General features: G+C 67.4%; 11 protein-coding genes. 8 read left to right on the top strand and 3 right to left on the bottom strand.

Annotation, left to right across the window (positions count from 1 at the left end; genetic code table 11):
• Window positions 1-76: 76 nt before the first annotated feature.
• The gene (locus ACI1V7_RS13930; protein ID WP_404532345.1) at window positions 77-2,293 is read left to right on the top strand and encodes an ATP-binding protein; all 2,217 of its coding nucleotides are present in this window, start codon (window positions 77-79) and stop codon (window positions 2,291-2,293) included.
• Window positions 2,294-2,382: 89 nt separating this feature from the next.
• Window positions 2,383-2,988, top strand: a complete 606-nt coding sequence (locus tag ACI1V7_RS13925) for a trimeric intracellular cation channel family protein (protein WP_404532344.1) — start codon at window positions 2,383-2,385, stop codon at window positions 2,986-2,988.
• Window positions 2,989-3,106: 118 nt separating this feature from the next.
• Here the strand turns inward: ACI1V7_RS13925 and ACI1V7_RS13920 are convergent, their stop codons facing one another.
• Window positions 3,107-3,445, bottom strand: coding sequence for a P-II family nitrogen regulator (locus tag ACI1V7_RS13920; RefSeq protein ID WP_290411405.1), 339 nt, complete (start codon window positions 3,443-3,445; stop codon window positions 3,107-3,109).
• 12 nt (window positions 3,446-3,457) lie between these two features.
• Window positions 3,458-5,542 carry an NAD(+) synthase gene (locus ACI1V7_RS13915; protein WP_404532343.1) on the bottom strand — a complete coding sequence of 695 codons (2,085 nt, stop codon included), beginning with the start codon at window positions 5,540-5,542 and terminating at the stop codon, window positions 3,458-3,460.
• Between the two features lie 32 nt (window positions 5,543-5,574).
• On the opposite strand from ACI1V7_RS13915, the gene ACI1V7_RS13910 reads away from it, so the two are divergent.
• Window positions 5,575-6,729, top strand: a complete 1,155-nt coding sequence (locus ACI1V7_RS13910) for a GNAT family N-acetyltransferase (RefSeq protein WP_404532342.1) — start codon at window positions 5,575-5,577, stop codon at window positions 6,727-6,729.
• Between the two features lie 66 nt (window positions 6,730-6,795).
• Here the strand turns inward: ACI1V7_RS13910 and ACI1V7_RS13905 are convergent, their stop codons facing one another.
• Window positions 6,796-7,716, bottom strand: a complete 921-nt coding sequence (locus ACI1V7_RS13905; RefSeq protein ID WP_404532341.1) for a LysR family transcriptional regulator — start codon at window positions 7,714-7,716, stop codon at window positions 6,796-6,798.
• 291 nt (window positions 7,717-8,007) lie between these two features.
• Between ACI1V7_RS13905 and ACI1V7_RS13900 the strand changes: the two genes are divergently transcribed.
• The 5 genes from ACI1V7_RS13900 to ACI1V7_RS13880 are packed head-to-tail and all read left to right on the top strand — an operon-like array spanning window position 8,008 to window position 14,011.
• Complete coding sequence (locus tag ACI1V7_RS13900; protein WP_404532340.1) at window positions 8,008-10,323, top strand: TonB-dependent receptor; 2,316 nt, start codon at window positions 8,008-8,010, stop codon at window positions 10,321-10,323.
• A gap of 35 nt (window positions 10,324-10,358) precedes the next feature.
• A complete protein-coding gene (locus ACI1V7_RS13895; RefSeq protein ID WP_404532339.1) occupies window positions 10,359-11,249 on the top strand; it encodes an alpha/beta fold hydrolase in 891 nt (296 codons plus the stop codon).
• 39 nt (window positions 11,250-11,288) lie between these two features.
• The gene (locus ACI1V7_RS13890; RefSeq protein ID WP_404532338.1) at window positions 11,289-12,479 is read left to right on the top strand and encodes a substrate-binding domain-containing protein; all 1,191 of its coding nucleotides are present in this window, start codon (window positions 11,289-11,291) and stop codon (window positions 12,477-12,479) included.
• Window position 12,480: 1 nt separating this feature from the next.
• Window positions 12,481-13,254, top strand: a complete 774-nt coding sequence (locus tag ACI1V7_RS13885) for an ABC transporter ATP-binding protein (RefSeq protein WP_404532337.1) — start codon at window positions 12,481-12,483, stop codon at window positions 13,252-13,254.
• A 31-nt stretch (window positions 13,255-13,285) separates the two neighbouring features.
• Window positions 13,286-14,011: an ABC transporter ATP-binding protein gene (locus ACI1V7_RS13880; RefSeq protein ID WP_404532336.1), complete on the top strand. Its 726-nt coding sequence runs from the start codon at window positions 13,286-13,288 to the stop codon at window positions 14,009-14,011.
• Window positions 14,012-14,030 lie beyond the last annotated feature (19 nt).

The raw sequence follows: 14,030 nt of genomic DNA, 5'->3' as shown, positions 1-14,030 counted from the left end.
CTGCCAATTGACGAAAGCTGTAAGATACGGCTCCAGGCGTCATGGTGACGCCACCAGTGAAGGGATCGATCCAGTAATGTCCAGCACGCCAGTACAAATGGCCAGGCCGCAAGGCATCGACCTGCTCAATTGCGCGGATGAGCCCATCCACATTCCGGGATCGATTCAGCCGCATGGCGCCCTGGTCTTTCTGGACACTGCCGGCCGCGCGCAAGGCTGGAGCGCCAACATCGACCTGATCCTGCGAACCGTTCCCCAGCTCGGCGCGCCGTTCGACGCGCTCGGCTTTCCCGACAGCGTGAACGATCTGGTGCGCGAGTGCCTGGACAACGTCGAGAACGGCGAAGGCCCGGCCCTGTTCGGCGCGATCGACCTGCTCGATGCCGAGTACGACTGCGTCGTGCACGCCCACAAGGGCCGCGTGATCGTCGAGTTCGAGGCGCGCGACGTCAGTACCGACGAAGTCGCCCTGTTCGCCATCAAGGCCCACAATTCGATCGACCGCCTGCGTCGCCAGAAGACCATCGACGGCCTGCTCGAGGCGGCCGTGCGCCAGGTGCGCGATTTCACCGGCTTCGACCGCGTGATGGCCTACCGCTTCCGCAGCGACGACAGCGGCGACGTGGTCGCCGAGGCGCGCCGCGACGACCTCGTGCCCTATCTCGGCCAGCGCTACCCGGCCGGCGACATCCCGGCCCAGGCACGGCGCCTGTACACGCTGAACACCCTGCGCATGATCGCGGACATGACCTACCACGCCGTGCCGCTGATGGGCGCGTCGGATGCGGCGCCGCTCGACCTGAGCTTCGGCGTGCTGCGCAGCGTCTCGCCGATCCACGTCGAGTACCTGCAGAACATCGGCGTGGCCGCCTCGATGAGCGTGTCGATCGTCATCAACGGCCGCCTGTGGGGCCTGCTGGCCTGCCACCACGCGACGCCGAAGCGGGTGCCCTATTCCGTGCGCCTGGCCGCCGACGTGCTGGCCCAGGTGCTCGCCGCGACCGTGCAGAGTATCGAGTCGCGCGAGGACGCCCGCCTGGTCGAGCGCGCCGCCAAGGTGCGCACCACCCTCGTCGAATCGCTGCTGCTGGAAGACGATCCCCTCGAGGCCCTGATCGAGCACGGCGATGCCCTGCTCGAATCGGCCAATGCGCAGGGGCTCGTCGTCACCCAGTTCGGCCGCGTGGTCTGCCGCGGCATCGATCAGGAGGCCGGCGAAGCGATCGTCGCGTCCCTGCCCGCCCAGGCGCACGACGTGGTGCAGTACGAATGCCACAAGGAGTGGCCCATCCAGGTGCAGGCGCAACTGGGCAAGTGGGCTGGCATGCTGGGCCTGCCGTTCGACCTGCCCAGCGGCGGCTGGTGCCTGCTGCTGCGCACCGAACAGATCGAACACGTGCGCTGGGGCGGCCGCCCCGACAAGAGCGAGCAGACCGGTCCCCTCGGCGCGCGCCTGACGCCGCGCGGCTCCTTCGACGCCTGGCAGGAAACCGTGCGCGGGCGCGCCCATCCGTGGGAAGAAGGCATCCTGACCCATGCGCGCATGCTGCTGGGCGAACTGGTGCGCGTGTCGAATACCCGCCGCGCCCAGACCGAGACGATGCGCGCGCAGTTGCTGGCGATGCTGGGCCACGACCTGCGCGACCCGCTCAACTCCATCAACATGGCCGGCATGGTGCTGGAAAAGACGTCGAACAGCGACAACAAGGGCACGCTGGGCCGGCGCATCCAGTCGTCCAGCAACCGCATGCAGCGCATGATCGGCCAGGTGCTGGACATGAGCCGCATCGAGCGCGGCCTGGGCCTGGGCCTGGGCGCCGAACGCGTGGACCTGGCCGCGCTGGTCGAGGACATGGTCGAGGAAGCGCGCCTGGCCTACCCCACCATCGTCTACGACCTGCACACGGTCGGACCCGCCTTCGTGATGGCCGACGGGGGCCGCCTGGGCCAGGTGATCTCGAACCTGCTGTCCAACGCGCGCCACCATGGCGAGCCGAACCAGCCGATCCTGATCCGCCTGGCGCTCGCGCCCGGCCATGCCGTGCTGGACGTGTCGAACGCCGGCGCGCCGATCCCGGCGGACACGGAAGCGACGCTGTTCAATCCGTTCAAGCGCAGCTCGATGAACAACCCGCGCAACCGCACGGGCATGGGCCTGGGCCTGTACATCGCGCAGCAGATCGTGCGCGAGCACGACGGCGAGATCGGCTACCGCCACGAGGACGGACGCGTGGTGTTCAGCGTGCGCCTGCCGCTGGCGAGCGTGCAGCCGGCGCTGCCGCCGCAAGCGTAAATCCTCCGTTTTGCAGGGGGCCCTGATGCCCCCTTACACTGTCGGGTCCGGCATGTTAGGCTAGCAACACCGCCACAACCGACAGCTGCATGCACCTCATCACCTTCATCGAAATCACGGCGATCCTGGTGGGCGCGTTCTCGGGCTTCATCGAGGCCCGGCGCAAGCGCATGGACCTGGTCGGCGTCTTCACCGTCGCCTTCATTGCCGCATTCGGCGGCGGCACCCTGCGCGACATCCTGCTCGACAAGCGGCCCCTGTTCTGGGTGATCCACCAGGAGTACGCGATCCTGATCTTCGTGCTGGCCCTGATCGCCACGCCCCTCATGCGCACGCTGCGCCACGTGGTCTCCGAACGCCTGATCGTGATCGGCGACGCGGTCGGCCTGGGCCTGTTCTCGGTGGCGGGCGTGTCATCCGCGCTGGACGCCCACATGCCCCTGTTCGTGGCCGCCATGATGGGCGTGATCACGGGCATCTTCGGCGGCGTGCTGCGCGACATCGTCTGCAACGAGGTGCCGATGGTGTTCCGCGACGGGAAGCCGTACGCGATCTGCGCATTCGTGGGGAACTGGATTTTCCTGCTGATGGGGATCTACGGCTTCCCGCACGACTTCGCGCTGTGGTCGAGCGCCTTGTTCATCACGATGTCGCGGCTGCTGGCGTGGAAGTTCGATTTGAGGATGGGGCGCTAGAATTCACGACAGCTTTTGAGCCGTCATCCCCGCGCAGGCGGGGATCCAAGTTTGCACGCGTTGCGGCAGCGCTGGAAAAATTGGGTCCCTGCCTGCGCAGGGACGACGCATTGATGGATTAAACGGCGTCCGGCCCCGTCTCCCCCGTACGGATGCGGATGACCTGCTCCACCTCCTGCACGAAGATCTTTCCATCCCCGATCTTGCCCGTGCGCGCCGCCTTGATGATGGCGTCGACCACCGTCTCGGCCATGCCGTCGTCCACCACCACCTCGATCTTCACCTTGGGCAGGAAGTCGACCACGTACTCGGCGCCGCGGTACAGCTCCGTGTGGCCCTTCTGGCGGCCGAAGCCCTTCACTTCCGTGACCGTCAGGCCGGTGACGTTGACCTCGGCCAGCGCCTCGCGCACCTCGTCCAGCTTGAACGGCTTGATCACGCAGGTAATCTGTTTCATGGTTTTCTCCTTTCAGGTGTTTTTGTCTGTCGAATCCGGGATCTGCTTCAGCGCATCCATCCACACGACGGCTTCCGAGTCGCTCGGCGCGCGCCAGTCGCCGCGCGGGGACAACGAGCCGCCATTGCCCACCTTCGGGCCGTTCGGCACGCAGGAGCGCTTGAACTGGCTGGTCTTGAAGAAGCGCCACAGGAAGATCCCCAGGTTCTTCTTGATGGCCGCGAGGTCGTACTCGTTGCGCGCGGGGCTGCCGCCTTCCGGCCACGGGCCCACGTCGCGGTCGCGCCAGGCCGACCAGGCGAGGAACGCGACCTTGGGCGGCGCGAAGCCGTAGCGCAGCGTGTAGTACAGGTTGAAGTCCTGCAGCTCGTACGGGCCGATGAAGTTCTCCGTGACCTGGGCCGGCTTGCCCTCCTCCTTGCCCGTCCCCGTCTTGCCCGGCACCAGCTCGGGGCTGATCTCCGTCTCCAGCACGGCGATCAGGACGTCGGAACCGCCGTCGTCGCCCAGCTGCTTCGTGTCCGCGACCCAGCGCACCAGGTGCGAGATCAGCGTCTTGGGCACGCTCGCGTTGACGTTGTAGTGCGACATGTGGTCGCCCACGCCGTACGTGCACCAGCCCAGCGCCAGCTCGGACAGGTCGCCGGTGCCGATCACGATCGCGTGGTGGTGGTTCGCCAGGCGGAACAGGTGGCTCGTGCGCTCGCCCGCCTGCACGTTCTCGAACGTGACGTCGTACTCTTCCTTGCCCTCCGCGTACGGGTGGCCCAGGTCCTTCAGCATCTGGATGCAGCTCGGGCGGATGTCGATCTCGTGGGCCGTGCAGCCGACCACCTGCATCAGCTTCCGGGCCTGGTCGAGCGTGCGCTCGCTCGTCGCGAAGCCGGGCATCGTGTACGCGAGGATGTTCGTGCGCGGCAGGCCCAGGCGGTCCATCGCCTTGGCGCAGACGAGCAGCGCGTGGGTCGAATCGAGGCCGCCGGAAATGCCGATCACGACCTTCTGGTGGCCGGACGACTGCAGGCGCTGCAGCAGCGCCTGCACCTGGATGTTGTAGACCTCCGTGCAGCGCTCGTCGCGGCGGCGGCCGTCGGCCGGCACGTAGGGGAAGCGCTCGACGGTGCGCGCCAGCGGCAGGTCGCGCTCCAGCGGCAGGGGCAGCGCGAAGCGCTGGGTGCGGAACTTCGCCACCTCGTCAGCGTGGCGGCGCACCGATTGCGCGAAGGTGGTGGCGTGCATGCGCTCCGTCGACAGGCGCTCCAGGTCGACGTCGCCGTAGATGATGTGGGAATCGTCGCGGAAGCGTTCCGACTGCGCCAGCATGTCGCCCTTCTCGTAGATCAGCGACTGGCCGTCCCAGGCCATGTCCGTCGTCGATTCGCCCAGGCCGGCCGAGGTGTACAGGTAGGCCGCCAGGCAGCGCGCCGACTGCTGGCCCACGAGCTGGTGGCGGTAGCCGCTCTTGCCCACGACGACGTTCGACGCCGACAGGTTCACCAGCACCGTGGCGCCGGCCAGCGCGGCGAACGAGGACGGCGGAATCGGCACCCAGACGTCCTCGCAGATCTCGACGTGGAAGCGCAGCAGCGGCTGGTCTTCCAGCTGGAACAGCTGGTCCGGACCAAAGGGCACACGCTGCCCGAGCAGGTCGATTTCCGTGGCGGCCGTGTTCTCCGACGGGTTGAACTGCCGCATTTCGTAAAATTCGCCATAATTGGGGAGGAAGCTCTTCGGCACGGCGCCGAGGATGCGTCCGCCCGCGACGACCACGGCGCAGTTGAACAGCACGTGGTTCACGCGCAGCGGCATGCCGACGATCAGGGCCAGCGGCAGCGTCCTGGATTCCTCGACGATGGTGCCGAGCGCGGCGACGACGGCGTCCAGCAACGCGCGCTGGTGGAACAGGTCGTCGCAGGTATAGGCCGAGAGGCCCAGTTCGGGGAAGGCGGCCAGCACGGCGCCCTGTTCGGCCGCCTGCCTGGCCAGCTTGAGCGTCTCGCCCGCGTTGAAGGCCGGATCGGCCACGCGGCAGCGCGGGCTGGCCACGGCGACCCGCGCGAAGTCGTGAGAGTAGAGGTTAAAGAATTGCTTATCCATCGCGCCCACCAAGTTTTTGTACGGAAGTCATCTTGAATTATCGCACGCATATCGCTTCTTCCTTGTCCGATATCGGCCGGGAAGCCTGGGACGGCCTGGTCGCGCTGCAGGACCAGCCGAACCCCTTCCTGTCGTTCGCCTTCCTCGACGCCCTGCACGACTCGGGCAGCGCCGCGCCGGACAAGGGCTGGCAGCCGCAGTTCATCGTGCTGTACGAGGACGACCCGGACAGCCCGGGCGGGGAGCGCCTGGCCGCCGCCCTGCCCCTGTACGTCAAGGGCCACTCGTACGGCGAATACGTGTTCGACTGGGCCTGGGCCGACGCCTACCAGCGCAACGGCCTCGAGTACTATCCGAAGCTGCTGTCGGCGATCCCGTTCACGCCCGTGACGGGGCCGCGCCTGCTGGCGCGCGACGATGCGGCCCGGCAGGCGCTGGTCGACGTGCTGCGCTCCGTGCAGCAATCGTCGGACGTCTCGTCGACGCACGTCCTGTTCCCGCCGGGCGCGCAGGCGAAACAGCTGGAAGACGCCGGCTTCCTGCTGCGCAGCGGCGTACAGTTCCACTGGGAGAACGCGGGCTACGCCACGTTCGAGGACTTCCTCGCCTCGCTGGAACAGAAGAAGCGCAAGAACATCCGCGCCGAGCGGCGCAAGGTGCGCGAAGCGGGCGTGGTGCTGCGGCGCGTGCGCGGCGTCGATGCGACCGACGAGGACTGGCGCTTCTTCACGCGCTGCTACCGCCACACCTATGCCGAGCACTACTCGACGCCCTACCTGAACATCGACTTCTTCCGCCGTATCGGGCGCGACATGCCGGACAACTTGCTGCTGGTGATCGCGGAACGTGACGGCGCGCCGATCGCCGCCTCGCTCGTCGTGCACGACGACACCACGCTGTACGGCCGCTACTGGGGCGCGCTGGAACACGTGCCCTGCCTGCACTTCGAGACGGCCTACTACCAGCCCCTGGAATTCTGCATCGAGCAGAAGATCCGGGTGTTCGAAGGCGGCGCCCAGGGCGAGCACAAGATGGCGCGCGGCTTCCTGCCCACGCGCACCTGGTCGGCGCACTGGCTCAAGCATCCGTCGTTCGCGGATGCGGTCGAGAAGTTCCTGGAGCGCGAAGCGGGCGGCATCGACGATTACATCGACGAGCTGAACGACCGCAGTCCGTTCAAACGGTAGGGGTCGAAGTCCGGTGCTCAGCCACGACATCGGCCGTAGGGTGGGCATCCCATGCCCACCATGCGTTCACGCGGCCTCGTCGACATCCCCGTTGTGCCACCACAGCCGCGGATTGTTGTCCGCCAGCTCCCGCAGCATGTCCCACACGACCTTCACGCGGCGCAGCCGGTACAGGTCCGTCGGCGCCGCCAGCCAGAACGAACGCTCGGCGTAGAAGCCCGGCAGTACGGGCACCAGGCGTCCGTCGTCCGGCACCGCGTAGGGCGGCGCCATCATGAGGCCCATGCCCAGCGCCGCCGCCTCGATCTGTCCCGTCATCCCCGAGCAGCACAGGCGCCGCCGTGGCGTGAATCCCAGCTCGTTCAGGTAGGACAGCTCGCGGCTGGCCAGCCGGTCCTGCACGTAGTCGACGAAGTCGTGGCGTTCCAGGTCCGCATGGGTGCGGATGGGCGGATGCTTCGCGAGATAGACGGGAGAGGCGTACAGGTAGAAGCGGAACGAGGCCAGGCGCGTGACCATGTAGCGCCCCGTCGCGGGCGGGTCCAGCATCACGCCCAGGTCGGCCTCGCGGTTCGCGAGGTTGGCGAAGCTGGGCAGCGCCAGCAGGTCGATCGACAGGTCTGGATGCGCGTCGAACAGTTTCAGCAGCACGGGCGCGACGACGCGCACGCCGAACACTTCCGGCACGCCCAGGCGCACCACGCCGTGCGCCGCCACTTCCGCCCCGCCCAGCTGCTCGGCGGCGGCCAGCGCCGCCCCTTCCATCGCTTCCGCATGGGGCAGCAGCGCGCGGCCCATCTCGGTCAGCTCGTAGCCTTCGCGCGAGCGGTCGAACAGCGTCGTGCCGAGCTGCTGCTCGAGCCGGTCGATGCGGCGCGCGACGGTGGTGTGCTCGACGTCGAGGCGGCGCGAGGCGCCGGACAAGGTACCGGCCCGCGCCAGTTCCAGAAAGAAACGTAGATCGATCCATTCGGGCAGGCTGTTCATCCAGGGCACCGTTGTTCGATATCAAGATGACATATTGTGCACTGGTGCACAGTCGCGCTGCAACCTTTTCGTCACGACGCTTGTCCGCGCACGGCGGGCGGGCGCCGAACCCATCGCCGCCCCGCATACCCCGACTCTGCCTGCCCTGTTGTGGTGAGCCGGGATGTGCAAATTTGCACAATCGGGTGGGCGTGATGTTGTCTTTTCACCTTTTTTTATCCAAGGCACACTGCGCTTGCATGCGAAAAAAAAGACAAGCGCGTGACACCACAACAATATCTGGAGACATCGATGCGTGTTAGCAAGAAGAAACCGGCTCGCCTGAGCCCGCAGCTGTTCGGCCCGCAGTTTATCGGTCACTCTGCAGCCGCCCTCCTCGCCCTGTCCGGCACCGCCCTCGTTACCCTGGCACCCGTCGCCCACGCGCAGGACACGGGCGGCGCCGTCGCCGCGCCCGAGGAAAACATCGAGAAGGTCGTCGTGACCGCGCGCCGGCGCCAGGAGACGCTGCAGGACGTCCCGGTTTCCGTGACCGCGTTCACGTCCGACCAGCTCTCGAAGCAGGGCATTCCGGACGTGGTCGCGCTGACGACCTCCTTGCCCAATACCACGCTGAAGGCGTCGCGCGCCACCAACTCCACGCTGACCGCCTTCATCCGCGGCGTCGGCCAGGCCGACCCGCTGGCCGGCTTCGAGTCCGGCGTCGGCATCTACCTCGACGACATCTACCTGGCCCGCCCGCAGGGCGCCGTGGCCGACATCTACGACGTCGAGCGCATCGAGGTGCTGCGCGGACCCCAGGGCACGCTGTACGGCCGCAACACCATCGGCGGCGCCGTCAAGTACGTCACGCGCAAGCTGGCCCCGCAGACCGACGTGCGCATCAAGGGCACGCTCGGCAACTACAAGGAGCGCGACGGCGTGATCACCGCCAGCACGCCCGTCAACGAGCAGCTGCGCATCGGCGCCACCGTCGCCCGCTTCAAGCACGACGGCTACGGCACCAACCTGTTCAACGGCGCGCCCAACTACGACAAGGACCTGACCGCCGGCCGCGTCTCGGCCGAATGGCAGGCCACGCCGGACCTGTGGGTGCGCATTGCCGGCGACATCACGCAGGACGACTCGCATCCGAAGAACGGCCACCGCCTGATCGTGGGCCGCACCAGCGGCGCGCCGATCCTCGACAACGTCTACGATACCCAGGCCGAGATGATGACGGCGCTGGGCCACGAGCAGGAAGTGCGCCAGCACGGCGTCTCCGCCACCGTGGAATGGACGATCAGTCCGGAACTGGCGTTCAAGTCGATCACCGCCTCGCGCCGCGACAAGTCGTGGGCCCCGATCGACTTCGACGCCCTGCCCGTCGTCGACATGGAAGTGCCGGCGCTGTACACGAACAAGCAGTTCAGCCAGGAATTCAACCTGACCTACACCGGGCCCAAGATCCAGGGCGTGGCCGGCGTCTACTACATCGACGCCAACGCCTACAACAAGTTCGACACCGTGCTGGCCGGCCAGGTGCCGACCAGCACCTTCACCAGCGGCGACATCGACACCAAGGCCTGGGCCGTGTACGCGGACGGCAGCTACAACCTCACCGACGCGCTGCAACTGTCGGTGGGCGGCCGCTACACCTCGGACGAGCGCAAGGCCGACATCTTCCGCCAGATCTACCTGGGCCTGGCCGGCTCGCCCGGGATGGGCAACCCGAACGCGGTCCTGTTCCGCACCGATACGGACCTGCCCAACCTGGAACGCAAGGACAAGAAGTTCACGCCGCGCATCGCGCTGAACTACAAGGCCACGCCCGACCAGAACGTGTATGCCTCGTATTCGAAGGGCTTCAAGGGCGGGGGCTTCGACCCGCGCCTGAACGTGGTCGGCACCCGCATCTCGCAGGCCCAGGCGCGCGAAGGCTACAGGCCCGAGACCATCGGCACCTATGAACTGGGCCTGAAGTCCTCATTCAACGGCGGCCGCATCACCACCAACACGGCGCTGTTCTACAGCGACTACAAGGACGTGCAGATCCCCGGTTCGGTGGCGATCGACACCAACGGCGACGGCCGCGACGACAGCTTCGCCGGCCTGACGACGAATGCCGGCAAGGCCACGATCAAGGGTGCCGAGTTCGAGGCCGTGGCCCACATCACCAATAACTTCAGCCTGTCGGGCATGTACAGCTACATCGACGCCAAGTACGACGAATACATCGTCGCCGGCGTGAACGTCGCCGACCAGCGCGTGTTCCAGAACACGCCGAAGAACTCGGCGAACCTGCGCGCCACCTACGAGCTGCCACTGCCGCTGCTGGGCTACAACGGCCGCCTGTCGCTGATCGGCTCGGCCTCGTACCGGGGCGCCACGAACCAGTTCGAGACCGTGTCCGTGCTCGACCAGGAATCGTACAAATTGTACGACGCGTCCATCATCTGGACCCGGGCCGACGGCAGGATCCGCGCCGCCATCCACGGCAAGAACCTGTCCGACAAGCAGTACAAGACGGCCGGCTACCTGTTCCCCACGCTGGGCAACGAGGGCACGCTGACCGCCTTCTACGGCGCCCCGCGCACCGTGCAGGCGACCGTGGAGTACCGGTTCTGAGCCGAAGGACTACTGAAAGACAGGATATTCGCAGCGTGTCCCATTACTCATTGACCAGCACTACCAGCAGCGACGGCCTCACCCTGGTCGCGCGCGACTATCCGGCAGCGGCGGTGCCGGGCATGGCGGCCTCCCCGGCCCGCCTGCCCGTCATCTGCATCCATGGCCTGACCCGCAACGCCTCCGATTTCGACGAATTCGCACCCATCGTCGCCGGCCTCGGACGGCGCGTGCTGGCCCTCGACGTGCGCGGCCGCGGCGAGTCCGACCGCGACCCCGATCCGGACCACTACAACGCCCAGGTGTATGCGGACGACGTCGTCCGCTTCATGGACACCCTCGGCCTGCCGCAAGCGATCTTCGTCGGTACCTCGATGGGCGGCCTGATCACGATGACGCTGGCGGGCGAACGCATCGACCGCGTCGCCGCCGCCGTGCTGAACGACATCGGCCCCTGGATCTCGCACAAGGGCCTGGCGCGCATCGCCGGCTACGCGGGCAAGCGCGTGCTGCCCGCGTCCTGGGACGAGGCGGCGGCGTACCTGAAATCGCTGAACGCCGGCGCCTTTCCCGACAACACGGATGCCGAATGGGACAAGTGGGCGCGGCGCGCCTTCGCCCCGGACGGCAACGGCATGCTGGCGCCGCGCTACGATCCGGATATTGCCAAGGGCTTGCAGGAAGGTAGACTGAAGGGCACGTCGCCGGGATTGCGCAGGGGTTTCCGGCGCCTGGCGGGCACCCGCCCCACGCTCCTCGTGCGCGGCGCGCTGTCCGACCTGCTGGAAGACCGGCAATGCGCGTGGATGCGGCGCCAGGCCCCGGCCATGCGCTACGCGGAGGTGCCCGGCGTCGGCCATGCGCCGATGCTGACGGAACCTGCCGCGCTGGACGCCATCACGCGCTTCCTGGCCACGCTGCCCTAGGCGGCGAACACGATAACAATGGAAGTACAAGGAGACGACATGAAACGCATCACCACCCTGCAAGCGGCGCTGCTGCTTGCCTTTGCCGCCGGCGCCGGAACGGTCCACGCGGCGCCCGACGTCAAGGTCGCCCTCATCGCGGGCAAGACGGGCCAGCTCGAAGCCTATGCCAAGGAAACGGAAATCGGCTTCATGATGGGCCTGGAATACCTGACCGGCGGGAAGATGGAAATCAACGGCCGCAAGATCAAGGTCATCGTCAAGGACGACCAGGGCAAGCCGGACCTGGGCCGCACGCTGCTGGCCGAGGCCTACGGCGACGACAAGGTCGACCTGGCCGTCGGCACCACCTCGTCCGGCTCGGCGCTGGCGATGCTGCCGGTGGCGAAGGAATACAAGAAGGTGCTGATCGTCGAGCCGGCCGTCGCCGACGAGATCACGGGCGCCAAGTGGAACAAGTACATCTTCCGCACCGCGCGCAGCTCGATGCAGGATGCACTGGCCGCGGCGTCCACACTGAAGAGCGGCAGCGTCGCCTTCCTGGCTCAGGACTACGCGTTCGGCCGCGACGCCATCAAGGCCGGCAAGGAAGCGCTGGCCGCCACCGGCAGCAAGGTCAAGGTGGTGCACGAGGAGTACGCGCCGGCCGCGTCGACGGACTTCACGGCCCCGACCCAGCGCCTGTTCGACGCCCTGAAGGACAAGCCGCAGCCGCGCATCCTGTCCATCGTCTGGGCCGGGCCGAACCCGATGAACAAGATCGCCGACATGCAGCCGGGCCGCTACGGCATCGCGCTGGCGCCGGGCGGCAACCTGCTGCCCATCATGAAGACGTGGAAGGCCTATGCCGGTACCGAAGGCACGATCTATTACTACTACGGCTTCCCGAAGAACAAGATGAACGACTGGTTCGTCGCCGAGCACATGAAGCGCTACAAGGTGCCCCCCGACATGTTCACGGCCGGCGGCATGGCGGCCGCGGGCGCCGTCGTCGCCGCCTTGCAGAAGGTACCGTCGGCCAACAGCGAACAGCTGGTGACGGCGATGGAAGGCCTGTCCTTCGAGACGCCCAAGGGCACGATGACCTTCCGCAAGGAAGACCACCAGGCGCTGCAGCCGATGTACCACTTCCGCATCAAGAAGGACCAGAAAAGCGAGTGGGACCTGCTGGAACTGGTGCGCGAGATCCCGGCCACCGAGCTGCCGCTGCCCGTCAAGAACAAGCGCTGACATGGCCGGCACCGAACCCACGCCGGCCCTGTCGACGCGCGACCTGACGATCCGCTTCGGCGGCCACGTCGCCGTGAACGCGGTGACGGCCGACTTCTACCCCGGCACGCTGACCGTCATCGTCGGCCCCAACGGCGCCGGCAAGACGACGTATTTCAACCTCGTCTCCGGCCAGCTGGCGGCCACGTCCGGCCGCGTGCTGCTGCGCGGCGAGGACATCACGCGTGCCGGCCCGGCGCGCCGCACGCGCCTGGGCATCGGGCGCGCGTTCCAGCTGACGAACCTGTTCCCGCACCTGACGGTGGCCGAGAACGTGCGCCTGGCCGTGCAGAGCCGCGCCGGCATCGGCATGCGCATGCTGTCGCTGTGGTCCGGCCACCGCGAGGTCATCGCGCGCGCCGACCATTACCTGGAACGCGTGGCGCTGGCCCCGCGCCGCGGCAGCTACGTGGGCACGCTGTCGCATGGCGACCAGCGCAAGCTCGAGGTGGCCATCCTGCTGGCGCTGGAGCCGGACGTGCTGATGTTCGACGAGCCGACGGCAGGCATGAGCGTGGACGAGGTGCCCGTCGTGCTCGACCTGATCCACCAGGTCAAGGCCGAGCGCAAGCGCACCGTGCTGCTGGTCGAGCACAAGATGGACGTGGTGCGCGCCCTCGCCGACCGCATCGTCGTGCTGCACAACGGCACGCTGGTGGCCGACGGCCAGCCGGCCGAGGTGATGCGCTCGAAGATCGTGCAGGAGGCCTATCTTGGCAGCCCCGAAACCGTTTGACCTGGGAGCGATGTTACGAATGAGCGTGTCGATGAGCGAACCGATCCTGACGCTGTCCGGCGTCCACACCCACATCGGCCAGTACCACATCCTGCAAGGCGTGGACCTGGTGGTGCCGCGCGGCGGCCTGGCCGTCCTGCTGGGCCGCAACGGGGCCGGCAAGACGACCACGCTGCGCACCATCATGGGGCTGTGGAAGGCCAGCACCGGGTCCATCGTGTTCGACGGACGCGACATCACGGCGCTGTCCACGCCCGACATCGCGCGCGCCGGCATCGCCTACGTACCGGAAAGCATGGCCGTGTTCTCGGAACTGACGGTGCGCGAGAACTTGGTGCTCGCCGCCCGCAAGGGCCGCCTGGACACGGCGCGCGTCGACTGGATCTGCAGCTTCTTCCCGGCCTTGAAGAAGTTCTGGCACTACCCGGCGGGGAACCTGTCCGGCGGCCAGAAGCAGATGGTGGCGATCGCCCGCGCGATCGTCGAGCCGAGCAAGCTGCTGCTGGTGGACGAGCCGACCAAGGGCCTGGCCCCCGCCATCGTGCACAGCCTGACGCGCGCCTTCCGCGAGCTGAAGGACACCAGCACGACGATCCTGCTGGTCGAGCAGAACTTCAACGTCGTGCGCACCCTCGGCGACACCGTGTCCGTGATGGACGACGGACGCGTCGCGCATGCCGGCCTGATGCACGACCTGGCCGGCGACGAAGCGCTCCAGCAGCGCCTGCTGGGGCTGTCGCTCGATGCGCACCAATAACCCTTTCCTCGCAGGGTGG

The sequence above is a fragment of the Massilia paldalensis genome, assembly GCF_044901715.1.
GTDB classification, from domain to species: Bacteria; Pseudomonadota; Gammaproteobacteria; order Burkholderiales; family Burkholderiaceae_D; genus Telluria; species Telluria paldalensis.
Note: the sequence above shows the minus strand (reverse complement) of the source record. Positions and strands in the feature narration are given on the sequence as shown.